Annotated in this window: 26 protein-coding genes; 15 read left to right on the forward strand and 11 right to left on the reverse strand. The window is 56.7% G+C overall.

The genetic code is table 11. From position 1 onward, the window contains the following. Positions 1-23 precede the first annotated feature (23 nt). The 9 genes from infB (at position 24) to mtr (ending at position 11452) form a co-directional block, all read left to right on the forward strand. On the forward strand, positions 24-2714 hold the full coding sequence (gene infB, locus ACSEMK_RS14565; RefSeq protein WP_087859923.1) for a translation initiation factor IF-2: 2691 nt from the start codon (positions 24-26) through the stop codon (positions 2712-2714). 105 nt (positions 2715-2819) lie between these two features. Next, positions 2820-3221 (forward strand): 30S ribosome-binding factor RbfA, encoded by a 402-nt coding sequence (gene rbfA, locus ACSEMK_RS14570; protein ID WP_002918248.1) that lies wholly within the window; start codon positions 2820-2822, stop codon positions 3219-3221. Continuing rightward, on the forward strand, positions 3221-4165 hold the full coding sequence (gene truB / locus ACSEMK_RS14575) for a tRNA pseudouridine(55) synthase TruB (protein ID WP_430915028.1): 945 nt from the start codon (positions 3221-3223) through the stop codon (positions 4163-4165). The genes rbfA and truB overlap by 1 nt, the downstream gene beginning before the upstream one ends. Before the next feature lie 148 nt (positions 4166-4313). Next, on the forward strand, positions 4314-4583 hold the full coding sequence (rpsO, locus tag ACSEMK_RS14580) for a 30S ribosomal protein S15 (protein WP_015369527.1): 270 nt from the start codon (positions 4314-4316) through the stop codon (positions 4581-4583). A gap of 241 nt (positions 4584-4824) precedes the next feature. Next, positions 4825-6960 carry a polyribonucleotide nucleotidyltransferase gene (gene pnp / locus ACSEMK_RS14585; RefSeq protein ID WP_015369529.1) on the forward strand — a complete coding sequence of 712 codons (2136 nt, stop codon included), beginning with the start codon at positions 4825-4827 and terminating at the stop codon, positions 6958-6960. A 107-nt stretch (positions 6961-7067) separates the two neighbouring features. Next, entirely contained in the window at positions 7068-7952 is an 885-nt protein-coding gene (gene nlpI, locus ACSEMK_RS14590) for a lipoprotein NlpI (protein WP_020077841.1), read from the forward strand. A gap of 103 nt (positions 7953-8055) precedes the next feature. Then, positions 8056-8136, forward strand: a complete 81-nt coding sequence (gene yrbN / locus ACSEMK_RS14595; protein WP_086538083.1) for a protein YrbN — start codon at positions 8056-8058, stop codon at positions 8134-8136. Beyond that, complete coding sequence (locus ACSEMK_RS14600; protein ID WP_430915031.1) at positions 8129-10063, forward strand: DEAD/DEAH family ATP-dependent RNA helicase; 1935 nt, start codon at positions 8129-8131, stop codon at positions 10061-10063. The genes yrbN and ACSEMK_RS14600 overlap by 8 nt, the downstream gene beginning before the upstream one ends. A 144-nt stretch (positions 10064-10207) precedes the next feature. Continuing rightward, positions 10208-11452, forward strand: a complete 1245-nt coding sequence (gene mtr, locus ACSEMK_RS14605) for a tryptophan permease (RefSeq protein WP_015369532.1) — start codon at positions 10208-10210, stop codon at positions 11450-11452. Positions 11453-11496: 44 nt separating this feature from the next. On the opposite strand, the gene ACSEMK_RS14610 is transcribed toward mtr, so the two are convergent. The 3 genes from ACSEMK_RS14610 to ubiU all read right to left on the reverse strand — a co-directional run bounded on the left by ACSEMK_RS14610 (position 11497) and on the right by ubiU (position 14472). Beyond that, on the reverse strand, positions 11497-12504 hold the full coding sequence (locus ACSEMK_RS14610) for a luciferase-like monooxygenase (RefSeq protein ID WP_015369533.1): 1008 nt from the start codon (positions 12502-12504) through the stop codon (positions 11497-11499). 88 nt (positions 12505-12592) lie between these two features. Then, positions 12593-13471 carry a U32 family peptidase gene (locus ACSEMK_RS14615; protein ID WP_430915032.1) on the reverse strand — a complete coding sequence of 293 codons (879 nt, stop codon included), beginning with the start codon at positions 13469-13471 and terminating at the stop codon, positions 12593-12595. 5 nt (positions 13472-13476) lie between these two features. Continuing rightward, positions 13477-14472, reverse strand: coding sequence for a ubiquinone anaerobic biosynthesis protein UbiU (gene ubiU / locus ACSEMK_RS14620; RefSeq protein ID WP_004206164.1), 996 nt, complete (start codon positions 14470-14472; stop codon positions 13477-13479). A 221-nt stretch (positions 14473-14693) separates the two neighbouring features. Between ubiU and ubiT the strand changes: the two genes are divergently transcribed. Next, positions 14694-15218 carry a ubiquinone anaerobic biosynthesis accessory factor UbiT gene (gene ubiT, locus ACSEMK_RS14625; protein ID WP_015369536.1) on the forward strand — a complete coding sequence of 175 codons (525 nt, stop codon included), beginning with the start codon at positions 14694-14696 and terminating at the stop codon, positions 15216-15218. Beyond that, positions 15212-15715 (forward strand): GNAT family N-acetyltransferase, encoded by a 504-nt coding sequence (locus ACSEMK_RS14630; protein WP_015703593.1) that lies wholly within the window; start codon positions 15212-15214, stop codon positions 15713-15715. The genes ubiT and ACSEMK_RS14630 overlap by 7 nt, the downstream gene beginning before the upstream one ends. On the opposite strand, the gene ACSEMK_RS14635 is transcribed toward ACSEMK_RS14630, so the two are convergent. Further along, positions 15702-15992: a GIY-YIG nuclease family protein gene (locus ACSEMK_RS14635; protein WP_162750130.1), complete on the reverse strand. Its 291-nt coding sequence runs from the start codon at positions 15990-15992 to the stop codon at positions 15702-15704. The genes ACSEMK_RS14630 and ACSEMK_RS14635 overlap by 14 nt on opposite strands. A 49-nt stretch (positions 15993-16041) precedes the next feature. Here ACSEMK_RS14635 and ACSEMK_RS14640 point away from each other — a divergent pair, with 49 nt between their 5' ends. Next, a complete protein-coding gene (locus ACSEMK_RS14640) occupies positions 16042-16485 on the forward strand; it encodes a YhbP family protein (protein ID WP_087859919.1) in 444 nt (147 codons plus the stop codon). Here ACSEMK_RS14640 and ACSEMK_RS14645 read toward each other — a convergent pair. Continuing rightward, a complete protein-coding gene (locus ACSEMK_RS14645; protein ID WP_020077844.1) occupies positions 16465-16983 on the reverse strand; it encodes a type 1 glutamine amidotransferase domain-containing protein in 519 nt (172 codons plus the stop codon). The two genes, ACSEMK_RS14640 and ACSEMK_RS14645, sit on opposite strands and share 21 nt — an antisense overlap. A 128-nt stretch (positions 16984-17111) precedes the next feature. Here ACSEMK_RS14645 and ACSEMK_RS14650 point away from each other — a divergent pair, with 128 nt between their 5' ends. Both ACSEMK_RS14650 and ACSEMK_RS14655 read left to right on the forward strand, forming a co-directional pair. Next, positions 17112-17759: an NAD(P)H-binding protein gene (locus ACSEMK_RS14650; RefSeq protein ID WP_430915034.1), complete on the forward strand. Its 648-nt coding sequence runs from the start codon at positions 17112-17114 to the stop codon at positions 17757-17759. Between the two features lie 72 nt (positions 17760-17831). Continuing rightward, positions 17832-18875 carry a permease gene (locus tag ACSEMK_RS14655; RefSeq protein ID WP_113373131.1) on the forward strand — a complete coding sequence of 348 codons (1044 nt, stop codon included), beginning with the start codon at positions 17832-17834 and terminating at the stop codon, positions 18873-18875. A gap of 129 nt (positions 18876-19004) precedes the next feature. On the opposite strand, the gene dolP is transcribed toward ACSEMK_RS14655, so the two are convergent. The 4 genes from dolP to ACSEMK_RS14675 are packed head-to-tail and all read right to left on the reverse strand — an operon-like array spanning position 19005 to position 22643. Next, positions 19005-19580 (reverse strand): division/outer membrane stress-associated lipid-binding lipoprotein, encoded by a 576-nt coding sequence (gene dolP, locus ACSEMK_RS14660; protein ID WP_015369543.1) that lies wholly within the window; start codon positions 19578-19580, stop codon positions 19005-19007. A 9-nt stretch (positions 19581-19589) separates the two neighbouring features. Continuing rightward, positions 19590-20180 (reverse strand): DnaA initiator-associating protein DiaA, encoded by a 591-nt coding sequence (gene diaA, locus ACSEMK_RS14665; protein ID WP_015369544.1) that lies wholly within the window; start codon positions 20178-20180, stop codon positions 19590-19592. 25 nt (positions 20181-20205) lie between these two features. Further along, entirely contained in the window at positions 20206-20592 is a 387-nt protein-coding gene (locus ACSEMK_RS14670; protein WP_430915037.1) for a YraN family protein, read from the reverse strand. Next, entirely contained in the window at positions 20550-22643 is a 2094-nt protein-coding gene (locus tag ACSEMK_RS14675; RefSeq protein ID WP_430915038.1) for a penicillin-binding protein activator, read from the reverse strand. The genes ACSEMK_RS14670 and ACSEMK_RS14675 overlap by 43 nt, the downstream gene beginning before the upstream one ends. Before the next feature lie 63 nt (positions 22644-22706). Between ACSEMK_RS14675 and rsmI the strand changes: the two genes are divergently transcribed. After that, complete coding sequence (gene rsmI, locus ACSEMK_RS14680; protein ID WP_047044743.1) at positions 22707-23570, forward strand: 16S rRNA (cytidine(1402)-2'-O)-methyltransferase; 864 nt, start codon at positions 22707-22709, stop codon at positions 23568-23570. 127 nt (positions 23571-23697) lie between these two features. Here the strand turns inward: rsmI and ACSEMK_RS14685 are convergent, their stop codons facing one another. Beyond that, a complete protein-coding gene (locus tag ACSEMK_RS14685) occupies positions 23698-24471 on the reverse strand; it encodes a DeoR/GlpR family DNA-binding transcription regulator (protein ID WP_430915040.1) in 774 nt (257 codons plus the stop codon). A gap of 110 nt (positions 24472-24581) precedes the next feature. Beyond that, complete coding sequence (gene gatD / locus ACSEMK_RS14690; protein ID WP_087859912.1) at positions 24582-25625, reverse strand: galactitol-1-phosphate 5-dehydrogenase; 1044 nt, start codon at positions 25623-25625, stop codon at positions 24582-24584. Positions 25626-25662: the final 37 nt, after the last annotated feature.

A 25662-nucleotide genomic window follows, 5' to 3' on the forward strand; every position in this document is an offset into this window, starting at 1 on the left:
AAACTGTAGCAGGAAGGAACAGCATGACAGATGTGACTATTAAAGCGCTGGCCTCAGAAATTCAGACCTCTGTGGATCGCCTGATACAGCAATTTGCTGATGCAGGTATTCGCAAATCGGCTGATGATTCTGTGACCGCGCAAGAGAAGCAAACCTTGTTAACGCACCTGAACCGTGAACACGGCTCGGCGCCTGACAAGCTGACGTTGCAGCGTAAAACGCGCAGCACGTTGAATATTCCAGGTACCGGTGGAAAGAGTAAATCGGTACAAATCGAAGTCCGCAAGAAACGCACCTTTGTGAAACGCGATCCGCAAGAGGCTGAACGCCTGGCCGCGGAAGAGCAGGCGCAGCGTGAAGCGGAAGAGCAGGCCCGTCGTGAAGCTGAAGAAGCAGCTAAACGCGAGGCGCAATTAAAAGCTGAACGTGAGGCCGCAGAACAAGCTAAACGTGAAGTCGCTGATAAAGCGAAACGTGAAGCCGCGGAAAAAGACAAAGTGAGCAATCAACATACCGACGAAATGACCAAGACCGCCCAGGCTGAAAAGACCCGCCGTGAGAACGAAGCAGCGGAGCTGAAGCGCAAATCGGAAGAAGAAGCACGCCGCAAACTTGAAGAAGAAGCGCGCCGTGTAGCGGAAGAAGCACGCCGTATGGCTGAAGAAAATGAAAAAAACTGGAGTGAAACTCCGGAAACCCCAGAAGAAACGACCGACTATCACGTAACCACGTCTCAGCATGCGCGTCAGGCTGAAGATGATAACGATCGTGAAGTTGAAGGCGGTCGCGGCCGTGGCCGTAACAGCAAAGCTGCGCGTCCGGCGAAGAAAGGCAACAAACACGCTGAATCTAAAGCTGACCGTGAAGAAGCCCGTGCGGCCGTTCGCGGTGGTAAAGGCGGCAAACATCGTAAAGGTTCTTCTCTGCAGCAGGGCTTCCAGAAGCCGGCTCAGGCCGTTAACCGTGATGTTGTGATCGGCGAAACCATTACCGTTGGCGAGCTGGCCAACAAGATGGCGGTCAAAGGCTCTCAGGTCATCAAAGCGATGATGAAACTGGGCGCGATGGCGACCATCAACCAGGTCATCGACCAGGAAACCGCTCAGCTGGTTGCCGAAGAGATGGGCCACAAAGTTATCCTGCGTCGTGAAAACGAGCTGGAAGAAGCAGTAATGAGCGACCGTGACACCGGCGCTGCGGCTGAACCGCGCGCACCGGTAGTGACCATCATGGGTCACGTTGACCACGGTAAAACCTCTCTGCTGGACTACATTCGTTCTACTAAGGTTGCCTCCGGCGAAGCGGGTGGTATTACCCAGCACATCGGTGCGTACCACGTAGAAACCGACAACGGCATGATCACCTTCCTGGACACCCCGGGCCACGCCGCGTTTACCTCCATGCGTGCTCGTGGCGCGCAGGCGACGGATATCGTGGTTCTGGTCGTGGCGGCAGACGACGGCGTGATGCCGCAGACTGTGGAAGCTATCCAGCACGCCAAAGCGGCGCAGGTGCCGGTAGTAGTTGCAGTGAACAAGATCGATAAGCCGGAAGCGGATATGGATCGCGTGAAGAACGAACTCTCCCAGTACGGCGTTATGCCGGAAGAGTGGGGCGGCGAAGCGCAGTTCATCCCAGTATCAGCGAAAGTCGGTACCGGTATCGACGACCTGCTGAACGCTATCCTGCTGCAGGCTGAAGTTCTCGAGCTGAAAGCGGTACGTAACGGTATGGCGAGCGGCGCGGTCATCGAATCCTTCCTGGACAAAGGTCGTGGCCCGGTGGCTACCGTTCTGGTTCGCGAAGGTACTCTGCACAAGGGTGATATCGTACTGTGTGGCTTTGAATATGGCCGCGTACGTGCGATGCGTGACGAGCTGGGTCGTGAAGTGCTGGAAGCGGGTCCGTCCATTCCGGTGGAAATCCTCGGTCTGTCCGGCGTTCCGGCGGCGGGTGATGAAGTTACCGTCGTTCGTGACGAGAAAAAAGCGCGTGAAGTTGCGCTGTATCGTCAGGGCAAATTCCGTGAAGTTAAACTGGCTCGCCAGCAGAAATCTAAACTGGAAAACATGTTCGCTAACATGACCGAAGGCGAAGTTCACGAAGTGAACATCGTACTGAAAGCGGACGTGCAGGGTTCTGTCGAAGCGATTTCCGATTCCTTACTGAAACTGTCTACCGACGAAGTGAAAGTGAAGATCATCGGTTCCGGCGTAGGTGGTATCACCGAAACCGACGCGACCCTGGCTGCAGCTTCCAACGCGATTCTGGTTGGCTTCAACGTTCGTGCCGATGCTTCCGCACGTAAAGTTATCGAGTCAGAAAGCCTGGATCTGCGTTACTACTCCGTCATCTATAACCTGATCGACGAAGTGAAAGCGGCGATGAGCGGCATGCTGTCTCCGGAACTGAAACAGCAGATCATTGGTCTGGCTGAAGTGCGTGATGTCTTCAAATCGCCGAAATTCGGCGCCATCGCGGGCTGTATGGTTACCGAAGGTACGATTAAGCGTCACAACCCAATCCGCGTCCTGCGCGACAACGTGGTTATCTATGAAGGCGAGCTGGAATCCCTGCGCCGCTTCAAAGATGACGTTAACGAAGTCCGTAACGGCATGGAATGTGGTATCGGCGTGAAGAACTACAACGACGTTCGCGTTGGCGATATGATCGAAGTGTTCGAAATCATCGAAATCCAGCGTAGCATCGATTAATCGTCAGATAGCTAAGCGTAAGCCGGGTAAGCGAAGCGCCACCCGGCAATAATTTTAAAAAGGGGCTTTTGGCCCCTTTTTTGTCTTTATTCTGGAGAATTTATTATGGCGAAAGAATTTGGTCGCCCGCAGCGCGTGGCCCAGGAGATGCAAAAAGAAATTGCCATCATCCTGCAGCGTGAAATCAAAGACCCGCGTCTGGGCATGATGACTACCGTTTCCGGCGTAGAAATGTCCCGTGACCTGGCCTATGCCAAAGTGTATGTCACCTTCCTCAACGATAAAGACGAAGCCGCGGTGAAAGCGGGCATCAAAGCGCTGCAGGAAGCGTCTGGTTTTATCCGCTCTCTGCTGGGCAAAGCGATGCGTCTGCGCATCGTGCCGGAACTGACTTTCTTCTACGACAACTCGCTGGTAGAAGGGATGCGCATGTCCAATTTGGTTACCAGCGTGGTGAAACACGACGATGAGCGTCGTGTGAACCCGGACGACAGCAAGGAGGACTAATGAGTCGTCCTCGTCGTCGCGGCCGCGACGTGCACGGCGTATTGCTGCTGGATAAGCCTCAGGGCGCCTCCAGCAACGATGTGCTGCAGAAAGTAAAACGCATTTATAACGCCAACCGCGCTGGGCATACCGGCGCGCTGGATCCGCTGGCGACCGGTATGCTGCCGGTGTGTCTAGGCGAAGCGACTAAGTTTTCCCAGTATCTGCTGGACTCTGATAAGCGTTATCGCGTGATCGCCAAACTTGGTCAGCGTACGGATACCTCCGACGCCGATGGCCAGGTGGTAGAAGAACGCCCGCTCACCTTTAGCGAAGAACAGCTGGCGGCGGCGCTGGATAGCTTCCGCGGCGAAACGCAGCAGGTGCCGTCGATGTACTCGGCGCTGAAATATCAGGGTAAAAAGCTGTACGAATACGCTCGTCAGGGTATTGAGGTTCCGCGTGAAGCCCGGCCGATTACGGTCTATGAGCTGCTGTTTATTCGCCATGAAGGAGATGAACTGGAGCTTGAGATCCACTGTTCGAAAGGAACCTACATCCGTACGATTATCGATGATTTGGGCGAGAAGCTTGGCTGCGGCGCGCACGTGATTTTCCTGCGTCGCCTGGCGGTGAGCAAATACCCGGTCGAGCGGATGGTGACTCTTGAGCAGCTGCAGGCGATGGTCGAACAGGCGGCGGCGCAGGATATTCCCGCCGCTCAACTGCTTGACCCGCTGTTGATGCCGATGGACAGCCCGGCGTCGGATTATCCGCTGGTTCATATTCCAGAAACTTCCGCGGTCTACTTTAAGAACGGTAATCCGGTTCGTCAGTCAGGCGCGCCGCTTAACGGGCTGGTGCGGGTGATGGAAAGCGAGTCCGGCAAGTTCCTCGGCATGGGCGAAATCGACGATGAAGGCCGCGTCGCGCCTCGTCGTTTGGTGGTGGAATACCCGCAGTGAGCGCTTTTGTTGCGATAAAAGCCTGCTACGAGTAGAATATCGCCGCTTAACGTCCGCTAAAGTGTTTTAACATTTTCGGGCGTTGCATCAGGGGTTGCTGAATTAGAGATCGGCACCCTTTCTTTACTTATAATTTTGGAGTTTGAAAATGTCTCTAAGCGTTGAAGCTAAAGCACAAATCGTTTCTGAGTTCGGTCGTGGCGCAAACGACAGCGGTTCTACTGAAGTTCAGGTTGCACTGCTGACTGCACAGATCAACCACCTGCAGGGTCACTTTGCAGAGCATAAAAAAGATCACCACAGCCGTCGTGGTCTGCTGCGCATGGTTTCTCAGCGTCGTAAACTGCTCGACTACCTGAAACGTAAAGATGTTGCACGTTACTCTTCGCTGATCGAGCGTCTGGGTCTGCGTCGCTAATTCTGCGAGTTTCAGAAAAAGGGGCCTCACGGCCCCTTTTTTCGACCAGGCGGCAGCAATTCATTAAAAACTCATGTATTGTTGCTATTAATGATCTTCATGCAGAGGTTCGCGCGGCTAATGAGAGGCTTCATCCGCAGGGGCGGGTAAAGGTTGTCATTAGTCGCGAGGATGCAGAGGATCGGGTCATCAGACGCGATATCGTGGATATGGCGTCATTTTTAGATAAAAGGATAGAATTTTGCTTAATCCGATCGTTCGTAAATTCCAGTACGGCCAACACACCGTAACCCTGGAGACCGGCATGATGGCGCGCCAGGCAACGGCCGCTGTGATGGTTAGCATGGATGACACCGCGGTATTCGTTACCGTTGTGGGTCAGAAAAAAGCGAAACCGGGCCAGGACTTCTTCCCGCTGACTGTTAACTACCAGGAGCGTACCTACGCTGCCGGTAAAATCCCGGGTGGCTTCTTCCGTCGTGAAGGCCGTCCAAGCGAAGGCGAAACCCTGATCGCGCGTCTGATTGACCGCCCGGTTCGTCCGCTGTTCCCGGAAGGCTTCGTTAACGAAGTTCAGGTTATTGCCACCGTCGTTTCCGTTAACCCGCAGGTTAACCCGGATATCGTCGCGATGATCGGCGCTTCCGCAGCGCTGTCGCTGTCCGGTATTCCGTTCAATGGCCCAATCGGCGCCGCTCGCGTGGGTTACATCAACGACCAGTACGTACTGAACCCAACCCAGGAAGAGCTGAAGTCCAGCAAACTGGATCTAGTGGTTGCCGGTACCGAAGCGGCCGTACTGATGGTTGAATCCGAAGCTGAACTGCTGAGCGAAGACCAGATGCTGGGCGCGGTGGTCTTTGGCCACGAGCAGCAGCAGGTTGTTATTCAGAACATCAACGACCTGGTGAAAGAAGCCGGTAAACCGCGTTGGGACTGGCAGCCGGAAGTGGTTGACGCCGCCCTGAACGCGCGCGTTGCTGCGCTGGCTGAATCCCGCCTGAGCGATGCTTACCGTATCACCGACAAACAAGAGCGTTACGCTCAGGTAGACGTGATCAAATCTGAAACCATCGCGACGCTGGTTGCCGAAGACGAAACCCTGGACGCCAACGAACTGGGTGAAATCCTGCACGCTATCGAGAAAAACGTCGTTCGTAGCCGCGTACTGGCAGGCGAGCCGCGTATCGATGGCCGCGAAAAAGACATGATCCGTGGTCTGGACGTTCGTACCGGCGTACTGCCGCGTACCCACGGTTCCGCACTGTTTACCCGTGGCGAAACTCAGGCGCTGGTTACCGCGACTCTGGGTACCGCACGCGACGCGCAGAACATCGACGAACTGATGGGCGAGCGCACGGACTCCTTCCTGTTCCACTATAACTTCCCTCCGTACTCCGTAGGCGAAACTGGTATGGTTGGTTCTCCGAAGCGTCGTGAAATCGGTCACGGTCGTCTGGCTAAGCGCGGCGTTCTGGCCGTGATGCCGACAATCGACGAATTCCCGTACACCGTTCGCGTGGTATCTGAAATCACCGAATCCAACGGTTCTTCTTCCATGGCTTCCGTCTGTGGCGCATCTCTGGCGCTGATGGACGCTGGCGTGCCGGTGAAAGCCGCCGTTGCGGGTATCGCAATGGGTCTGGTGAAAGAAGGCGATAACTTCGTCGTACTGTCCGACATTCTGGGTGACGAAGACCACCTTGGCGATATGGACTTCAAAGTTGCGGGTTCTCGCGACGGTATCTCTGCGCTGCAGATGGATATCAAAATTGAAGGTATCACCAAAGAAATCATGCAGGTTGCTCTGAACCAGGCTAAAGGTGCGCGTCTGCACATCCTGGGCGTGATGGAACAGGCGATTAACGCGCCGCGCGGCGATATCTCCGAATTCGCACCGCGTATCCACACCATCAAGATCAACCCGGACAAGATCAAAGACGTTATCGGTAAAGGCGGTTCTGTTATCCGTGCCCTGACCGAAGAAACCGGCACCACCATCGAAATCGAAGATGACGGTACCGTGAAGATCGCAGCGACCGACGGTGACAAAGCGCAGCACGCTATCCGCCGTATCGAAGAGATCACCGCTGAGATCGAAGTTGGCCGTATCTACAATGGTAAAGTGACCCGTATCGTTGACTTTGGCGCATTCGTTGCCATCGGCGGCGGTAAAGAAGGTCTGGTTCACATCTCTCAGATCGCTGACAAGCGCGTTGAGAAAGTGACTGATTACCTGCAGATGGGTCAGGAAGTACCGGTTAAGGTTCTGGAAGTTGACCGTCAGGGCCGCGTACGTCTGAGCATTAAAGAAGCAACTGAGCAGGCTCAGCCAGCTAACGCGCCGGAAGCTCCGGCCGCAGAGCAGGGCGAGTAAGGTTGCCGATTGCCCTCCGCTTCGGCGGAGGGTCTATTCCGGGCAGGATGCCTTTTTGCAGCCGGGGAACTGGACGTTCATCCAATCGTTGTCTTCGGGAGTGGGAAATGAAGCCTTTTCTGCGCTGGTGTTTCGTGGCGACAGCTCTCACGCTGGCAGGATGCAGCAACTCTGCCTGGCGTAAGGACGCCGTCCTCGCGGTACCATTGCAACCGACTTTGCAGCAAGAAGTGATTCTGGCGCGCATGGAACAAATTCTTGCCAGTCGGGCTTTAACCGATGACGAACGCGCACAGCTTTTATATGAGCGCGGAGTGTTGTATGATAGTCTCGGTCTGAGGGCATTAGCGCGAAATGATTTTTCACAAGCGCTGGCAATCCGACCCGATATGCCTGAAGTATTCAATTACTTAGGCATTTATTTAACGCAGGCAGGCAATTTTGATGCTGCCTATGAAGCGTTTGATTCTGTACTTGAGCTTGATCCAACTTACAACTACGCGCACTTAAACCGCGGCATCGCTCTGTATTACGGTGGCCGTGCTAAGTTAGCGCAAGATGATCTGCTGGCGTTTTATCAAGACGATCCCAATGATCCTTTCCGCAGTCTGTGGTTATACCTCGCCGAGCGTAAGCTTGATGAGAAGCAGGCGCTTGAAGCACTGAAACAGCGCTTCAACAAGTCGGATAAAGAGCAATGGGGATGGAACATTGTCGAGTTCTACCTTGGCGACATTAGCGAAAAAGAGCTGATGACCCGTCTGAAGGCAGACGCAACGGATAACACCTCGCTCGCTGAGCATCTCAGTGAAACCAACTTCTATTTAGGTAAGTACTACCTAAGTCTGGGGGACAAGGACAGCGCTACGGCACTGTTCAAACTGGCGGTCGCTAACAACGTTCATAACTACGTTGAGCACCGATACGCATTGTTGGAATTATCGCTCTTGGGCCAGGAGCAAGATGACCTGGCAGAATCGGACCAGCAATAGCTGACGAACACACATCAGCCCATTTTTTGATTGCCATCACCTTCGCGGGTGAGGGCGTTGTTGTTCGTTAATACACCTACTTTGAGCCGGTTCACACTTTTCAATGAAAATTACTCTAAATTTTCACGATGAGTTATGTAGACTGGCCGCCATTAATTTTGAGGCACACGTACTACATGGCTGAATTCGAAACCACTTTTGCAGATCTGGGCCTGAAGGCTCCTATCCTTGAAGCGCTTAACGATCTGGGTTACGAAAAACCATCTCCGATCCAGGCTGAGTGCATTCCGCATCTGCTGGACGGCCGCGACGTTCTGGGTATGGCCCAGACCGGTAGCGGTAAGACCGCAGCGTTCTCTTTACCGCTGCTGAACAACATCGATCCTGAGCTTAGAGCACCACAGATTCTGGTGCTGGCGCCGACCCGCGAACTGGCGGTACAGGTTGCTGAAGCAATGACGGAATTCTCTAAACATATGCGCGGCGTAAACGTGGTTGCCCTGTACGGCGGCCAGCGTTATGACGTGCAGCTGCGCGCCCTGCGTCAGGGGCCGCAGATCGTCGTCGGTACCCCGGGTCGTCTGCTGGACCACCTGAAGCGCGGTACGCTGGATCTCTCTAAACTGAGCGGTCTGGTACTGGACGAAGCAGATGAAATGCTGCGCATGGGCTTTATCGAAGACGTAGAAACTATCATGGCGCAGATCCCGGAAGGTCATCAGACCGCTCTGTTCTCCGCCACTATGCCGGAAGCGATTCGTCGCATTACCCGCCGCTTTATGAAAGAGCCGCAGGAAGTGCGCATTCAGTCCAGCGTCACCACGCGCCCGGACATCAGCCAGAGCTACTGGACTGCTTACGGCATGCGTAAAAACGAAGCGCTGGTGCGTTTCCTGGAAGCGGAAGACTTTGATGCGGCGATTATCTTCGTGCGTACCAAAAACGCGACTCTGGAAGTGGCAGAAGCGCTGGAGCGTAGCGGCTATAACAGCGCCGCGCTGAACGGCGATATGAACCAGGCGCTGCGTGAGCAGACTCTGGAGCGCCTGAAAGACGGTCGTCTGGACATCCTGATCGCCACCGACGTTGCGGCCCGCGGCCTTGACGTTGAGCGTATCAGCCTGGTTGTTAACTATGACATCCCGATGGATTCCGAATCTTACGTTCACCGTATCGGCCGTACCGGTCGTGCGGGTCGTGCGGGTCGCGCGCTGCTGTTCGTTGAGAACCGTGAACGTCGCCTGCTGCGTAACATCGAACGTACGATGAAGCTGACGATCCCTGAAGTAGAACTGCCGAACGCGGAACTGCTGGGCAAACGTCGTCTGGAGAAATTCGCCGCTAAAGTTCAGCAGCAGCTGGAAAGCAGCGATCTGGACCAGTATCGTGCGCTGCTGGCTAAAATCCAGCCGACTGCGGAAGGCGAAGAGCTGGACGTAGAAACGCTGGCCGCTGCGCTGCTGAAAATGGCCCAGGGCGAACGTTCTCTGATCGTTCCGCCGGATGCGCCGATGCGTCCTAAGCGTGAGTTCCGCGATCGTGATGACCGTTTCGAACGCCGTGGCGACCGTAATGACCGCGGTCCGCGTGGCGATCGTGATGATCGTCCGAAGCGTGAGCGTCGTGACGTGGGTGAAATGGAACTGTACCGCATTGAAGTGGGCCGTGATGACGGCGTTGAAGTTCGTCATATCGTTGGCGCGATCGCTAACGAAGGCGACATCAGCAGCCGCTACATCGGCAACATCAAGCTGTTCGGTTCTCACTCCACCATCGAACTGCCGAAAGGTATGCCGGGCGAAGTGCTGCAGCACTTTACTCGTACCCGCATCCTGAACAAGCCGATGAACATGCAGCTGCTGGGCGATGCGCAGCCGCGCACCGAACGTCGTGGCGGCGGCGAGCGTCGTGAAGGCGGTCGTGGCTTCGGCGGCGAGCGTCGTGAAGGTGGCCGTAGCTTCGGTGGCGAACGTCGCGAAGGCGGACGTGGTGAAGGTCGTCGTTTCAGCGGCGAACGTCGTGAAGGCGGCCGCGCGCCGCGTCGTGACGATGCTTCTGCGCCGCGCCGTGATGACTCCGCTGGTCGTCGTCGTTTCGGTGGCGATGCGTAATAAGCGCAATCCGCTAGCGTAAAGTAAATAATACAGCCCCGATCGTCATGATTGGGGCTTTTTTTATTTCTTTTGTACTCGTGTACTGGTACAGTGCGTCATGCTCAACGTGAGCGAAGTATTTTCCACTGGAGATTTCGGCAAATGGCGACACTAACGACTACGGCCACCCGACCGTCTTTATTTGGCGGCGTGGTGATTATCGGCGGCACGATTATTGGCGCAGGCATGTTCTCGCTGCCGGTGGTCATGTCCGGCGCGTGGTTCTTCTGGTCGCTGGCGGCGCTGGTTTTTACCTGGTTCTGCATGCTGCACTCCGGTTTGATGATTCTGGAAGCCAACCTTAACTACCGGATTGGCTCCAGCTTCGACACCATTACCAAAGACCTGCTCGGCAAAGGCTGGAACCTGGTGAACGGCGTGTCGATCGCCTTTGTGCTGTATATCCTGACCTACGCCTATATTTCGGCGAGCGGTTCGATCCTGCACCACACCTTCAGTGAGATGTCGCTGAACGTACCGGCGCGCGCTGCGGGCTTCGGCTTTGCACTGCTGGTGGCCTTTATCGTCTGGATGAGCACGAAAGCGGTGAGCCGCATGACGGCTATCGTACTGGGCGCTAAGGTGATTACCTTCTTCCTGACCTTCGGCAGCCTGCTGGGGCACGTCGAGCCGACGACGCTGTTTAACGTCGTGGAGAAGAATGCCTCCTATGCGCCATACCTGCTGATGACGCTGCCGTTCTGCCTGGCCTCGTTTGGCTATCACGGTAACGTGCCGAGCCTGATGAAATATTATGGTAAGGATCCGCGTACCATTACCCGCTGTCTGATTTACGGTACGCTGCTGGCGCTGGGTCTGTATGTGGTCTGGCTGCTGGTGACGATGGGTAATATCCCTCGTCCGCAGTTTATCGGCATCGCCCAGAAGGGCGGCAACATTGATGTGCTGGTGCAGGCGCTGAGCGGCGTGCTGAATAGCCGCGGTCTGGATCTGCTGCTGGTGGTGTTCTCCAACTTTGCCGTCGCCAGTTCCTTCCTCGGCGTGACGCTGGGGCTGTTCGATTATCTCGCGGATCTGTTTGGCTTTGACGATAGCGCGATGGGACGCTTTAAAACCGCGCTCTTGACCTTTATCCCGCCGATGATTGGCGGGCTGGTGAAACCAGATGGGTTCCTTTATGCCATCGGCTATGCCGGCCTGGCGGCGACGGTATGGGCGGCGATTGTGCCGGCGCTGTTGGCTCGCGCTTCGCGTAAACGCTTCGGCAGCCCACAGTTCCGCGTTTGGGGCGGAAAACCGATGATTGCGCTGATCCTGCTGTTCGGGCTCGGCAACGCGGTGGTGCATTTCCTGTCGAGCTTTAATCTGTTGCCGGTTTATCAATAACCGCATTGCCCGGTGGCGTGACGCGCACCGGGCTTGCCGCGTCACTAACCTAACAATTCCTCTTTCACCTGCATCGCTAAATCAAACGAATGCAGGCGCGCCTGGTGGTCGAAGATCTGGCCGTTGACCATGATTTCGTCCGCTTCCGTTTCGCGAAGAATCGACGCTAACCCGTGGCGAACTTTGGTCTTATCGCCAACCAGCGACATGCTTAATGCCTGCTGTACACCATACTGCTCGGACGCTGACCACAGCTGATGCATATTTTCCACCGGCGGCGGCAACTGCCCGGTTTCACCGCGGCGCAGCTTAACGAACGCCTGCTGCATCGAGGTAAAGAGGAACTCCGCGTCGCGATTACTATCGGCGGCGATAATATTGATGCATACCATCGCGTACGGTTTTTCGAGCCGCGCCGAAGGTTTGAAGTTGCTGCGGTACAGATGCAGAGCCTGGAATAGCATGTCCGGCGCGAAGTGAGAGGCGAAGGCAAACGGCAGACCAAGCTGCGCCGCCAGCTGCGCGCTGTACAGGCTTGAGCCCAGCAGCCACACCGGAATTCGTTCGCCATAGCCGGGAACCGGGCGCACCTGCGGATTAGCCTCGCGAGCGTCAAACCAGTCCACCAACTCCGCCACATCGCGCGGGAAATTATCGACATCGCCGCTCATATGGCGACGCAGCGCGCGCATGGTCGGCTGATCGCTGCCCGGCGCGCGGCCAAGGCCGAGATCGATACGTCCGGGATACAGCGTATTCAGGGTGCCGAACTGTTCGGCGATCACCAGCGGCGAGTGGTTTGGCAACATCACGCCACCGGATCCCAGATGCAGGGTGGTGGTATTGGCGGCAAGATAGCCAATCAACACCGAGGTCGCCGCGCTGGCAATGCCCACCATATTATGGTGCTCAGCCAGCCAATAACGGTGGTAGCCGCGGGATTCCGCCAGTTGGGCGAGAGCGAGAGAATGGGAAAAGGCTTCTTTAGCAGAAGATCCCTGCGGGATCGGCGCCAGATCGAGCACCGAGAACGGAATGGTTTTATCAGTCATAACAGCTCACTTTGTCGACGGTGAATCTTTTAATAGTGCATTAAAAATTAATAACCGTTGTTAACAAAGTGAGCTTTTACACTTCACCTTACGCCTGCAGCTCCAGCCCGGCCAGCCGTTTCCAGTAGCCGTTGCAATCGCTGTTAGCGGTGAGATCCAGCGGCGCAGCGCCATTTTCATTGGCGCGGAAGGCGTCGAGCATGGCGAAGGTCTCGCTACCCATCGGCGACAGGCGCACCATATCAACCAGACCGTGCATCGAGGTTAACTCGTTGCCAAGGTTATAGACGTAGCCGCTCATCGTCTGAATGCCGTTAAGCACAAACACCAGCTGGTTCTCCTGCGACAGCATGCTGCGCCCGGTTGGATACTTGATGCAGCAGGTTTCGCATTCGTCTTTTGGCCGGTCTTCCGAGCGAGCGGTAAAGCAGCGCGCGGAATAGGCCAGCGGCAGATGGCCGTAGCTCAGCACTTCGACTTCAAACTGGTTGCGAATACCCAGCTCTTCACACTGGGTCAGTAAATTAGCCAGCCAGTCGCGGGAGAGTTCAACCGGCATACACCAGCGCACCATGCCCTGTTTCAGCAGCAGGCGCAGGGTGACGGCGTTGTAGCAGTTCAGCGCATGACCCGCGACGAAGGGCAACTTGCGTTCGGCACAGAGATTGACCACGCCGAGGTCGCTGGCTTCAATCAGGAATTCGCCGTTCTCGACATAGCGCTTCAGCTCGCCCAGTTCGGATGAGGCCTGCACCAGCGCGAGGGTGGAGAGCACCACCTGCTTGCCGCTGCCGGCCAGCGCTTTCGCCATTTCGATCCAATCGCCGACTTTAGTGGCGCGGCGTTTGCTGCATACCGCTTCGCCCAGATAAATGGTGTCAGCGCTACAGTTTGCCGCCTGCTGGTAAAAATCTTCCAGCGTCTCTTTTGGCCAGTAGTACAGCACCGGCCCTAATGAATATTTCATGTTTCTCACTGCCATTTTCGGTGATAGGCGCCAAGGGTGGTTTGCGTTCCTTCGGACATCGAACCAAGGGTTTCCATCCATGCAGATTGCGGCACGAAGTTCTGCGGATCGGCTTTACAGCGATCGATCGCCTGACGCCAGACTTTCGCTACCTGGGTGACGTATGCCGGGCTGCGCTGGCGGCCTTCAATTTTTACCGAAGCGATATTGGCGGCCATCAGTTCGGGCAACAGTTCCAGGGTGTTGAGGCTGGTGGGTTCTTCCAGCGCGTGGTAGCGCTCGCCGTCGACCAGGTAGCGGCCTTTGCACAGCGTCGGATAACCGGCATTCTCGCCATCCTGATAGCGATCGATCAGCACTTCGTTAAGGCGTGACTCCAGCCCCTGCGGCGTTTGCTGCCAGCGGACGAAGCGCGCGGGCGAACAGGCGCCGACGGTATTTGGCGATTCGCCGGTGAGATACGACGAGAGATAGCAGCGGCCTTCCGCCATGATGCATAAGCTACCGAAGGCGAAGACTTCCAGTGGAACCGGCGTGGCGCGCGCTAACTGTTTCACCTGGTGAATGGATAACACCCGCGGTAGTACGACGCGGGCGACGTCAAAGTTACGGTGATAAAAACGTATCGCCTCTTCGTTAGTGGCGGACGCCTGCACTGAAACGTGACGTTCAATGTGCGGATAGCGTTCCGCAGCGTACTCCAGCATGGCGATATCGGCGAGGATCAGCGCGTCGGCGCCCAATTGCGCGGCCATATCCACAGCACGCTGCCAACGGGCATAACCGTCGGGATGGGCGAAGGTGTTAATCGCGATATGTAGCTTGCGGCGATGCTGGTGCACAAAGCTGACGGCTTCCTGTAATTTCTTTTCGGTGAAATTAAGGCCGGCAAAGTGGCGGGCATTGGTGTCATCTTTCAGCCCGATATACACGGCATCGGCGCCGTTTTCGATGGCCGCCTTAAGTGCCGGGAGGTTACCGGCGGGGCAGAGCAGCTCCATAATTTTTCCTGAAAAACGCGGCCGGTCAGGGACGCAAAATGGTTAACGAGCTGGGATTTTAGTTAACCTTCTGGTGACAATTTTTGATTTGAGGCAGTTAAAAGCGTATTGGTGGGCTCAATAGCTGGCGGCCATCATCGCGATTTTGTTGATTTACGCCGCTATGTCGTTTATTTGATATGGCACAATAGCGAAACTATTGCATGCATGGAGTGAAGCTTGTGTTGGATGAACTGCGTTCCCGGCTGGTCCGTTTTGGCCCGTCTTTAATGAGCGTGCCGGTTAAGCTGGCGCCTTTTGCCCTCAAGCGCCAGGTGCTGGAACAAGTATTGAGCTGGCAATTTCGCCAGGCGCTGGCGGATGGAGAACTGGAGTTTCTCGAAGGTCGCTGGTTAAGTATTAATGTGCGCGATATTGGCCTGCTGTGGTATACCTCGGTAGTCGACGGTCGCCTGGTGGTCAGCCAGCAGGCTGACGCCGACGTCAGCTTTAGCGCCGATGCCAGCGATCTGTTGATGATTGCCGCGCGTAAACAGGATCCGGATACGCTATTCTTCCAGCGTCGTCTGGTGATTGAAGGTGATACCGAGCTGGGTCTATACGTGAAGAACCTGATGGATGCCATCGAGCTGGAGCAGATGCCGAAAGCACTGCGCGTCATGCTGCTGCAGATGGCGGATTTTGTCGAAGCAGGCCTGAAGAGCCCGCAGAAACCTGAACAGACATCGGTAGGTGAGGCATGCTGATTCGAGTGGAAATTGGGATTGATGCGCCGGGTATCGACGCGCTGCTGCGCCGTACGTTCGGCAGCGACGCGGAAGCGAAGCTGGTGCACGATCTGCGTGAAGATGGTCTGATCACGCTGGGCTTAGTCGCCACTGACGATGAAGGCCAGGTGGTTGGCTATGTCGCCTTTAGCCCAGTCACCGTCGAAGGCGAAGAGCTGCAGTGGGTAGGGCTGGCGCCATTGGCGGTAGATGAAAGCTATCGCGGCCAGGGTATTGGCCGACAGCTGGTCTACGAAGGGCTGGATTCATTAAATGAATTTGGCTACGCCGCGGTGGTCACGCTGGGCGAACCGGCGCTGTATGGCCGTTTGGGCTTTGAACCCGCGGCCGCGTTCGATTTACGCTGCCGTTGGCCGGACACCGCGGAAGCCTTCCAGGTGCATCGTCTGGCGGATGACGCGCTGCAGGGCGTACACGGTCTGGTTGAGTACAGCGATCATTTCAATCGCTTCTGAGCCCCTCCAGTAGGGTCTCGAACGAACCATCCCCGGCAACGAGGCGCTCTTTCTGGCGCTTCGTTAGCTGCTTGATGCGATACTCCAGCCGCAGCGCAAGTGAGTGGTCACCAACTTTCTGACTAAACGCCAGCGCCAGTTCTCCTTTGCCGCGCAGCGCTTTCGCCCCTTTGCCTTCCTGATGCTGAAGAAAGCGGCGTGGGACATCGGTGGTGATGCCGGTATACAGGCGGTTATCAGAGGTTCGAATAAGATAGAGAAACCAGCACACGGTAATAATGTCAGTCTGTTAGGGTGTGTGCACCATAACATAATGGAGAATAAAGATGGATACGCTTGCCGCGATTAGCCGCTGGCTTGGCAAACAGCACGTCATCACCTGGTGCGTGGCACGTGATGACGAGCTCTGGTGCGCCAATGCGTTTTATGTTTACGACCCGGATAACGTCGCTTTTTATCTACTAAGCGACGAAAAAACCCGTCACGGCCAGATGACCGGCGAAGGCGCGAAAGTCGCCGGGACGGTCAACGGCCAGCCAAAGACCGTTGCCTTGATCCGCGGCGTGCAGTTTAAGGGGGAGATCCGCCGCCTTCACGGTGATGAAGAGGCTGAGATGCGCAAGCGCTACGTCAAGCGCTTCCCTGTTGCCCGCATGTTGTCGGCGCCGGTGTGGGAGATCCGTCCCGACGAGCTTAAATTTACCGACAACACGCTGGGTTTTGGCAAAAAGCTATACTGGCTGCGCGACTCAAGCGCCGAGCAGGCGTAGCGCCTCGCGATTGAACGCCGGCAGGTCGTCTGGCGTTCGGCTGGTGACTAACTGATCGTTATCAAGCACCACTTCCTGATCGTAAAACTCACCGCCGGCATTTTTCACGTCGACCACGATGGGTTTAACCGCTGTGAGTTTACGCCCGCGAATGACGCCTGCGCTGATAAGCAGCTGCGGGCCATGGCAGATGGCAAAGACCGGCTTACCGCTATTCACGAAGTCGCGAGTAAAAGTGACGAAGCGCTCATCCCCCCGCAACTGGTCCGGTGAATAGCCGCCTGGCAGCAACAACGCGTCAAACTGTGCCGGCGTCACGTCATCTATTGCTTTGTCGATCGCCACTTCAGCCTCGCCTTGTTTCCCTTTTACCGTTTTTCCTGCCTGTTTCTCAATCGTCACGACCTGATGCCCGGCAAGTTTAAAGGCCTCGGCAGGTGAGGTGAATTCAGAATCTTCGAAGTCGTCGGTGATTAGTACGGCAATCTTTTTACTCATTCTTCCTCCGATCTTTTGGCAGTGAATGAGGCATTTCCATGATGATGGTGGATACTTACCTCGTAAGCTATTAAGCCTGGAACATGTGGGGCAAAGTGCAAGGCAGACAATTCTGCAAAGGAGATTCGATGAGTCAGGTATTATTAACCGGCGCGACTGGTTTGGTTGGTGGGCACTTACTTCGTTTGCTGCAGAGTGAGCCGAGCATTAGCGCGATTACTGCGCCGACTCGCCGCCCACTCCCGCCCGCGGAAGGGGTCTTTAATCCTTACGATCCGCAGTTGACCGATGCACTGGCGCAGGTGGTTGATCCTGTCGATATCGTTTTCTGCTGCCTGGGCACCACGCGACGGGAAGCGGGGAGTAAAGAAGCGTTTGTGCATGCTGACTATACGCTGGTGGTGGATACGGCACTGGTCGGGAAGCGCCTTGGGGCGCAACATATGCTGGTGGTCAGCGCGATGGGCGCCAATGCGCATTCGCCCTTCTTCTATAACCGCGTGAAAGGGGAAATGGAAGAGGTGCTGATGGCGCAGGAGTGGCCGCGGCTGACCATTGCCCGTCCTTCAATGTTGCTGGGGGATCGGGAGCACAAACGCGCCAATGAAACGCTCTTTGCACCGCTATTTCGTTTTCTGCCTGGAGACTGGAAAGCTATTCAGGCTCGCGATGTAGCGACTGCCCTGCTCGCGGAGGCGCTGGCGCCGAGCCATGAAGGCGTCCAGATCCTTACCTCGTCTCAGCTACGGGAGCGCGCTGCCCGGCAGGCGGATTAACCATTTTCAAATTTGGACGGCAGGCGTAGTATTCACCTCCTTATTTGTTATCACTTCTCCCTGGGGAATGCTATGGCTGGTCAGTCTTCATCTCAGGCGGCATCACCATTTCAATGGTGGAAACCCGCGCTGTTCTTTCTCGTCGTTATCGTTGGTCTGTGGTACGTCAAATGGCAGCCGTATTACGGTAAAGCCTTTACGGCCGCGGAAACCCACAGTATCGGTAAATCTATTCTCGCGCAGTCTGATGTAAACCCGCTGCAGGCGGCATGGGATTACGCGATGGTTTACTTCCTCGCGGTCTGGAAAGCGGCGGTGCTCGGCGTGCTGCTCGGGTCGCTTATTCAGGTGCTGATCCCCCGCGACTGGCTGCTGCGCACGCTTGGGCAATCACGTTTTCAGGGCACGCTGCTGGGAGCGATTTTTTCGCTACCGGGGATGATGTGTACCTGCTGCGCCGCGCCGGTCGCCGCCGGTATGCGTAAACAGCAGGTGTCGATGGGCGGAGCGCTGGCATTCTGGATGGGCAACCCGCTGCTGAACCCGGCAACGCTGGTCTTTATGGGCTTCGTGCTAGGTTGGCAGTTTGCTCTGATCAGACTAGTGGCCGGGCTGGCGACAGTGCTAGTGGTGGCGACGCTCGTGCAAAAATGGGTAAAAGAGGCGGCGACGCAGCCGGTGGCGACAGAAGACATTAGCCAACTGCAGCGCGATGAGGGCAGTTTTATCAGCCGTTGGCTACGCGCGCTGTGGTCGCTGTTCTGGAGTACGATCCCGGTTTACATCCTCGCGGTGCTGGTACTGGGCGCGGCGCGGGTCTGGCTGTTCCCGCACGCTGAGGGCGCGGTCGATAACACGCTGTTCTGGGTGATCGCAATGGCGATAGCCGGTTGCCTGTTCGTTATCCCGACGGCGGCGGAAATCCCGATTGTGCAGACGATGATGCTGGCCGGAATGGGCACCGCGCCGGCGCTGGCGCTGCTGATTACCTTGCCGGCGGTGAGCGTGCCGTCGCTGATTATGTTGCGTAAGGCGTTCCCGGCTAAAGCGCTGTGGCTAACCGGCGGGCTGGTGGCGTTGTGCGGGGCGATCGTTGGCGCGCTGGCGCTGGTGTAATTTTCCGGGGCGGGGCTGTAGCCCCGGCGCCGGATTTTGTGCCGGGTGGCGGCTACGCCTTACCCGGCCTACAGCGTAGTGCTATTTGGTAGCCCGGCTTAGCGAAGCGCCAGCCGGGTTAGATAACGTTTATTTAATATAGGTAAAGGCGGTGGTGACGCGGCTCACGCCGCTTACCCGGCTGGCGATATCCGCCGCTGCGCGGCCTTCACGGTCGGTGACCAGGCCCATCAGGAACACTTCGCTATTTTCGGTCGTCACTTTCACATTCGAAGACTTCACCTGATCGCTACCCAGCAGCTGGGAACGAACTTTGGTGGTTATCCAGGTATCCGACGACGCGGTGCCTAAGCCAATCGGCTGGCCTTGACGTACTTCATTGAAGACTTCGGTAGTTCCTTCAACCCCCATCGCAATTTGTTTGGCGCGAGAGGAGAGATCGGCGGTCGGCGACTGGCCGGTCAGCAGGACTTTGCCCTGATAAGCGGTGACGTTAATACGCGCTTCTTTCTTAATCTGTTCATCTTTCCCTAAGGCGCTGTTAACGCGCAGCTCCAGGGTGCTGTCATCAACCTGCGTACCCACCGTACGCGGGTCCGTTGCCGCTTTAGTGCCGACGGCTGCCGTACCGACTACCGCTGCGGCGACGCAGCCCTGTAGCAGTAGCGCAGAAAGCAGGATGGCGAGGGGCGAGAGAGCCTTCATGTGTTCTCCTTATTCGTCCTGGTGTGGAAAAAGCGTGTTATCAATCAAATCGCACAGACAATTGACGGTAAGCATGTGCATTTCCTGGATCCGCGCGCTGCGGTGTGAAGGAATGCGGATTTCAACGTCCTGCTGACCTAACAGGCCAGCCAGTTCGCCGCCGTCGTAACCGGTTAGCGCCACGATAGTCATATCGCGGGTGACCGCCGCTTCCACGGCTTTCACGATATCCCGGCTATTGCCGCGCGTAGAAATCGCCAGCAGTACGTCGCCGGCGTGTCCCAGCGCGCGCACCTGCTTAGCATAGATTTCATCATGCAGGCGATCGTTGGCGATTGCGGTTAAGACCACATTATCGGTATTTAGTGCAATGGCGGGTAAACCAGGGCGCTCTGTTTCGAAACGATTGATCATGCTGGCAGCAAAATGCTGTGCGTTGGCGGCGGAGGTGCCATTACCACAACAGAGGATTTTGTTGCCGTTAAGCAGCGACTGAACGAGCGTCATTGCCGCGCGCGAGATGGCGTCCGGGAGCGCTTCCGCGGCGGCGATTTGGGTTTGAATGCTTTCGGTAAAGCAGGCTTTAATTCTGTCGAGCACGGGATCCCTTAAATCTGATAATACGCTATTCGCCAAAGGCGTTTTTCAGCCATTGGATGTCGTTGCCGGTGAAGGCTACCACATCGAAACGGCAATCCACAGTATCAAAACTCCCATTCTGTCGGGAGAGCCACAGACGAGCGGCCTTGAGAAGGCGTTGTTGCTTTTGCGGCGTGACGCTGGCGGCGGCATCGCCGTAGCTGGCGCTGCGCAGGTAGCGCACTTCGACGAACACGATAACCGCGCCGTCGCGCATAATAAGGTCGATCTCGCCGCCGCGCTCGCGGGCGTTGGCGGCAATAAAACGCAGTCCATGCCGTTCTAACCACCGACGCGCCTGGCTTTCCCAGGCGTCGCCGGTCTGTTTACTTAGTTGGCTGCGACGATTTGTCCCTGTTGGTACTTGAGCCATGATAACTTCCTGTTTATCACGCAGTCCGGCGTGGCCGTCAGATCGCCCGTATTGCCGTTCAGCTGGTAACCTGGGCTCTGGCGCATTTGCGCGAAATGATTCGCCAGCGACCAGGCATCGGCGCCCATTGCATATAGCCGCGCCAGCGAGTAGTCGTTACGCACGGTGGAGAGCGCCTGCTGCATCAGCGCCGGGTTACTGCCGGCCAGCATCGGGATTTCGCTATATTGCAGGCCTTCCATCTCCAGACGGAAATCCGGGCCAGAGGTGCCTTGCGCGCTACGGGAGCTGGCGTACAGGGTGACGTTGCTCTGGCTGCCGTTGCGCATCGCGATCAGCGGCTTGATATAGCCAATTTGTTCCGGGGTGGCGACGATATAGGCGGCATCGATGCTGCCGCCGCTGCTGACCGGAACGTCGCTTGGGCTGCCGAGCGAGCTATCTACAGATGACGGCAGCGTCGATACCGGGCTGCCGGTCAGTGAGATCCCGCCGCCGTTGACGCCGGATTTCAGCTCCGCCGTCGATCCCAGACGCTGCTGCAGCACCGTACCGCCGCCCAGCTTCAGCCACTCGTCGGCGAAAGCGCTGACCACGCGGTCGCCAAGCGCGCCGCGCGGCACCAGCAGTAACGGCGTTTGTTTGCCCTGATCGTGAATATGACGCGCCGCGTCGCGGGCTTCATCTTCCGGGGAGAGCGCGAAGTAGCACAGGTTCGGGCGGTTCTCGACTTTACCCGGCTGGTTAAGGGCCAGCACGTTCAGCGAGGTGTTGCTTTTCATCACCTCTTCGACGTTTTCTTTCAATAGCGGGCCGACAACGATGGTCGCGCCGTCCTGCTGTACCTGCGCCAGAAGCTGGCTCATCGGCTGGCTGGTGGTGTCGTAAATTTTCAGCTCAGCGGCAGGATTGGCGGTTGCCGCCACCGCGGGCTGCGGCTGCGCGGCTGGCGCGCTCACCGGTTGTGCTGCCGGCGTTGCGGCAATCGGGGCGGGTAGCGGAGCGGCTGCTGGTTTTGCGGCAGGCGCGGCCTGCGTTTCCGCTGGCGCCTGCACCGGTGCGGCCTGGCTGCCGGTGGCGGTGAGATCGCCGACTTCCGCCTGCGAAGGGCTCACCACATCATTATTGCCGGCAACATTCGCCGCCTGGGCGACCTGCGCCGGCACTGCGTTGCCCTGGACCGCTGGGGCGCCATTCTTCGCCGCTTCAAAACCCTGTTGGATAGTGCGGCCGAAAATCGCCGCCTGGCCGTTCAGAGGCAGCAGCAGGGCGATTTTATTGGTCGAGGCCGGTTTATAGTTTTGCATGTTCACCAGCGCGGTGGGCAGCATCTGCGCCCCCGGGTTCTGCGGATAACGGATTTGCCAGTCTTTGACGCCCGCTTTCAGCATCGCCGGATCGTTGCGGTTATCGAACCACATCCGCTGCAGATCCAGCCAGCCCTGCAGCACGTTTTCGTCGGCATTGATCACCAGCGCGTTGGCCTGCTGTGGGGTCATCGCCGTCAGCGCTTTCCACGTGGCGTCGATGTTTTGTTGTTTTTGTTTCGCCTGGCTTAGCAGGGGCTGCTGGGCAATCAGCGCGCGCAGCAGCGCCAGAGAGGGCTGCCCCTGGCTGGCGTCAATTTGCGCCTGCCAGTAGCGCGGCTGCTGATTTTTCTCAAAACTGAGAGGGTCGAGTTTGCTCAGTAATGCCTTCGCGCCCTGGTAATCGCCTTGCGCCAGTTTGACTTCCACCGCCAGCAGCGACTGTTCGCGGGCCTGCGTGCTGTTCAGGTTCGACGGCAGTTGGTTGTACAGGTCGATAGCCTGCTGCTTCTTACCTTCCTGCAGCAGTGCACGAATGGCGAGTAATTGCCAGTTGGTCTTGCTATCATTCGTGCTTTGCTGCATCTGCTGTAGGTAGAAACTGGAGTTGGCCTGCGACGTACCCTGCATAAACGCCGTGCTTTGATCCTGCGTGTGGGTGCCGCAGCCAGCAAAAAGAAGAGTAGCCAGCAATACGGGCAGACAGCGCGCGGGCTTAGAACGAAGAAATGTTGACGGTACCATATGTATCCAGTGATATTTTTTTGGCTCAATGCTCAATATTAAATCGGCAATACGGACGAGACAATGAAACAACACGAATCAGCGGATAATTCTCAGGGGCAACTGTATATTGTGCCCACTCCGATAGGGAATCTGTCTGATATCACGCAGCGCGCACTGGAAGTGTTGCAAGCTGTTGATTTAATTGCTGCGGAGGATACCCGCCACACCGGTTTGCTGCTGCAGCATTTTGCGATTAACGCCCGTTTATTTGCCCTTCACGACCATAACGAGCAGCAAAAGGCCGAAACACTTTTAGCGAAATTAAAAGAAGGACAAAACATCGCGCTGGTGTCCGATGCCGGCACGCCGCTGATTAACGATCCCGGCTACCATCTGGTGCGCACCTGCCGTGAAGCCAATATCCGCGTGGTGCCGCTGCCGGGCCCTTGTGCAGCGATTGCCGCTCTGAGCGCCGCCGGTTTGCCGTCCGATCGTTTCTGCTATGAAGGTTTTCTGCCGGCGAAATCGAAAGGCCGCCGCGATACCCTGAAGGCGCTGGAAGAAGAGCCGCGCACCATTATCTTCTATGAGTCAACGCACCGCCTGGTGGAGAGCCTGGAAGATATCTGCGCGGTTCTGGGCGAATCCCGTTACGTAGTGTTGGCGCGCGAGCTGACCAAAACCTGGGAGTCTATCCACGGCGCGCCGATTGGCGAGCTGGTGGCGTGGGTGAAGGAAGACGAAAATCGCCGCAAAGGCGAGATGGTGCTGATCGTCGAAGGTTTTAAGGCCCAGGAAGAGGCGCTGCCGGCAGCCGCGCTGCGGACTCTGGCGCTGCTACAGGCGGAACTGCCGTTGAAGAAAGCCGCCGCGCTGGCCGCGGAAATCCACGGCGTGAAGAAGAACGCGCTGTATAAATACGCGCTGGAGCAGCAGGGGGAGTAAGCCTGTCAGGTGTAGCTGAGGACAGCAAGGTGCCCTTCTGATGTTGAAGGGCACCTTGGATTTCATCCTACATGTCGGAATAAATGTCGGAATAAATGTCGGAATAAAATCGCCGATTTGCGCGCAATTACACGATATTCAATTCCACCTTTTTGCTATTTAACGCCGCGCGGTCGGCGTCACTGATGCCGTCGTCGGTAATCACGCAGTCAATTTTGTCCATCGGCAGGACCTGGTTAAAGCCCCGGCGATTGAATTTGCTGGCATCGAGCACGGCGATCACCTGATGCGCGGCGGCGGCCATCACGCTGCTGATCGAATAGCCTTCATTAAAGGTGGTGATGCCGTTGGTCGCGTCGATACCATCGGCGCCAACGAACATCAGGTCAGCGCAAATCCCCTGCAGCGAACGTTCAGCGATGGTTCCGTGCATTGAATGCGTTTTGTGCCGAACCGTACCGCCGCATACCACCAGCGTAATATCTTTATTTTCCGACAGCGTAAACGCGGCGGGTAGGCTATTGGTGATGACGGTGATATTGGTCATTCGTACCAGCGCCTCGGCTATCAGTAGCGTGGTGCTGCCGCTATCGAGGATCACCGTCATGCCTTCATGGATCATTGCCGCGGCGGCCTGGGCGATGCGCTTTTTCGGATCGCTGGCGAGCTGGTAACGATCTTCCAGTACCACTTCCAGGTTATCACTCTCGGTCAGATCGCTACCCGGGCGGGCGGCGCCGCCGTGAAAACGGGTCACCAGGCCTTTCTCTTCCAGCATACGGAGGTCGGCGCGAATGGTGACTTCAGAGATGCCAAAGAGATTCGAAAGGTCTAAAACCAATACGCTGCCCTGCGTATTCACCATATCGACGATTTTGTTCCTTCGTTCAAATGAGTTCATCTTGATATGCCTGATAATTAACTCAACTTAGTTTAATCGAAGGATAACGAAAGTTGAACGATAATTTTCGAAAGGTAATGTGAGCCAGCGCAGATTGCTGGCTCAAGCGATCAGGAAAGTTTAAGTAGGATTTTACCCTGCATCGGCGCGCCGTTTAGCGCCTGAACTTCGCGAGCAAAACTCTCGGCATCGCCGCGATGGGCTATCAACGGCGCCAACTGCAGGCGTTTTTCCGTCAGCAGGCGGGTTGCTGTTTGCCACTCTTCTCCCGGCCACGGGCCTGAGTAGTTCATCCAACTGCCGACGATATTCAGCTCTTTACGCAGAATTTGCCCGAAGGTGACGGCAGGCAGCGTTAGGTCGTGATGCAGGGTACCGACCAGCGCCAGCTGCGCCCGCGGCCCGGCGGCTTCAATTGCTAATGCGACGGTCTGCGGCGTACCGGCGGTCTCGAGGACAAGCTGATCGAACTGGATTTCCTCCAGCGCCTGTTGAATCGCCTGGCCGCTCATCTCGCGGCTGTTGAACACCCGGCTCGCGCCAAGGGTTTTGGCCAGCTCCAGCTTCTGTGGATTAATGTCGATAGCCGTGACGCTATTGGCTCCTAGCTCGCGGGCGCACTGCAGCGCCAGCAGGCCGATGGTGCCGGCGCCGATAATAATGACGTTTTTACCCTCGCAGCCCTGCGCCAGATGAAAAGCGTGCAGGCCAACGGTTATCGGCTCGATAAACGCGCCGTCATCAATGGGCATCTGATCCGGCAGGCGGAACAGGTTGGCGCGCTTCACCACCACGTATTCGGCGTTGCCGCCCTCGCTGCGGGAGCCGACGAACTGATACTGCTTACATAAAGAAAAATATTCGCGCTGGCACTGCGGACACTGGAAGCAGGGCAGCAGCGGCACGCAGGCAACAGCGTCACCGGGCTGTAGATCGGTCACCGCCGCGCCGTAGGACTCGACATAGCCGCTGAATTCATGCCCAAGCGTAATAGGGTAGTAGTGCGCGCCTTTGGCGAAAATGCGCGGGATATCGGAGCCGCACAGCCCGGAGCTGACCACTTTGACCAGGACATCGTCTTCCGTTTGCAGCGTGGGGATGGGACGTTCTTCAACGCAGACGTTCCCCTCAGCATGGATTACCACTGATTTCATACCATTCTCCAGAAATGTTCAGGGGAGCGGCGCTCCC

The organism is Klebsiella sp. K-3 (genome assembly GCF_051207495.1).
GTDB lineage: Bacteria > Pseudomonadota > Gammaproteobacteria > Enterobacterales > Enterobacteriaceae > Klebsiella > Klebsiella aerogenes.

Excerpts from the sequence above, each read along its gene's own strand:
- truB (WP_430915028.1), top strand. The coding sequence starts at position 3,221 with ATGAGTCGTCCTCGTCGTCGCGGCCGCGACGTGCACGGCGTATTGCTG.
- ACSEMK_RS14685 (WP_430915040.1), bottom strand. The coding sequence starts at position 24,471 with ATGAACTCATTTGAACGAAGGAACAAAATCGTCGATATGGTGAATACG.
- ACSEMK_RS14610 (WP_015369533.1), bottom strand. The coding sequence starts at position 12,504 with ATGACTGATAAAACCATTCCGTTCTCGGTGCTCGATCTGGCGCCGATC.
- nlpI (WP_020077841.1), top strand. The coding sequence starts at position 7,068 with ATGAAGCCTTTTCTGCGCTGGTGTTTCGTGGCGACAGCTCTCACGCTG.
- ACSEMK_RS14670 (WP_430915037.1), bottom strand. The coding sequence starts at position 20,592 with ATGGCTCAAGTACCAACAGGGACAAATCGTCGCAGCCAACTAAGTAAA.
- gatD (WP_087859912.1), bottom strand. The coding sequence starts at position 25,625 with ATGAAATCAGTGGTAATCCATGCTGAGGGGAACGTCTGCGTTGAAGAA.
- ACSEMK_RS14630 (WP_015703593.1), top strand. The coding sequence starts at position 15,212 with ATGCTGATTCGAGTGGAAATTGGGATTGATGCGCCGGGTATCGACGCG.
- ACSEMK_RS14650 (WP_430915034.1), top strand. The coding sequence starts at position 17,112 with ATGAGTCAGGTATTATTAACCGGCGCGACTGGTTTGGTTGGTGGGCAC.
- ACSEMK_RS14645 (WP_020077844.1), bottom strand. The coding sequence starts at position 16,983 with ATGAGTAAAAAGATTGCCGTACTAATCACCGACGACTTCGAAGATTCT.
- ACSEMK_RS14675 (WP_430915038.1), bottom strand. The coding sequence starts at position 22,643 with ATGGTACCGTCAACATTTCTTCGTTCTAAGCCCGCGCGCTGTCTGCCC.
- rsmI (WP_047044743.1), top strand. The coding sequence starts at position 22,707 with ATGAAACAACACGAATCAGCGGATAATTCTCAGGGGCAACTGTATATT.
- ACSEMK_RS14615 (WP_430915032.1), bottom strand. The coding sequence starts at position 13,471 with ATGAAATATTCATTAGGGCCGGTGCTGTACTACTGGCCAAAAGAGACG.
- dolP (WP_015369543.1), bottom strand. The coding sequence starts at position 19,580 with ATGAAGGCTCTCTCGCCCCTCGCCATCCTGCTTTCTGCGCTACTGCTA.
- rbfA (WP_002918248.1), top strand. The coding sequence starts at position 2,820 with ATGGCGAAAGAATTTGGTCGCCCGCAGCGCGTGGCCCAGGAGATGCAA.
- yrbN (WP_086538083.1), top strand. The coding sequence starts at position 8,056 with ATGAAAATTACTCTAAATTTTCACGATGAGTTATGTAGACTGGCCGCC.
- rpsO (WP_015369527.1), top strand. The coding sequence starts at position 4,314 with ATGTCTCTAAGCGTTGAAGCTAAAGCACAAATCGTTTCTGAGTTCGGT.
- mtr (WP_015369532.1), top strand. The coding sequence starts at position 10,208 with ATGGCGACACTAACGACTACGGCCACCCGACCGTCTTTATTTGGCGGC.
- ubiU (WP_004206164.1), bottom strand. The coding sequence starts at position 14,472 with ATGGAGCTGCTCTGCCCCGCCGGTAACCTCCCGGCACTTAAGGCGGCC.
- infB (WP_087859923.1), top strand. The coding sequence starts at position 24 with ATGACAGATGTGACTATTAAAGCGCTGGCCTCAGAAATTCAGACCTCT.
- ACSEMK_RS14600 (WP_430915031.1), top strand. The coding sequence starts at position 8,129 with ATGGCTGAATTCGAAACCACTTTTGCAGATCTGGGCCTGAAGGCTCCT.
- ACSEMK_RS14655 (WP_113373131.1), top strand. The coding sequence starts at position 17,832 with ATGGCTGGTCAGTCTTCATCTCAGGCGGCATCACCATTTCAATGGTGG.
- ACSEMK_RS14640 (WP_087859919.1), top strand. The coding sequence starts at position 16,042 with ATGGATACGCTTGCCGCGATTAGCCGCTGGCTTGGCAAACAGCACGTC.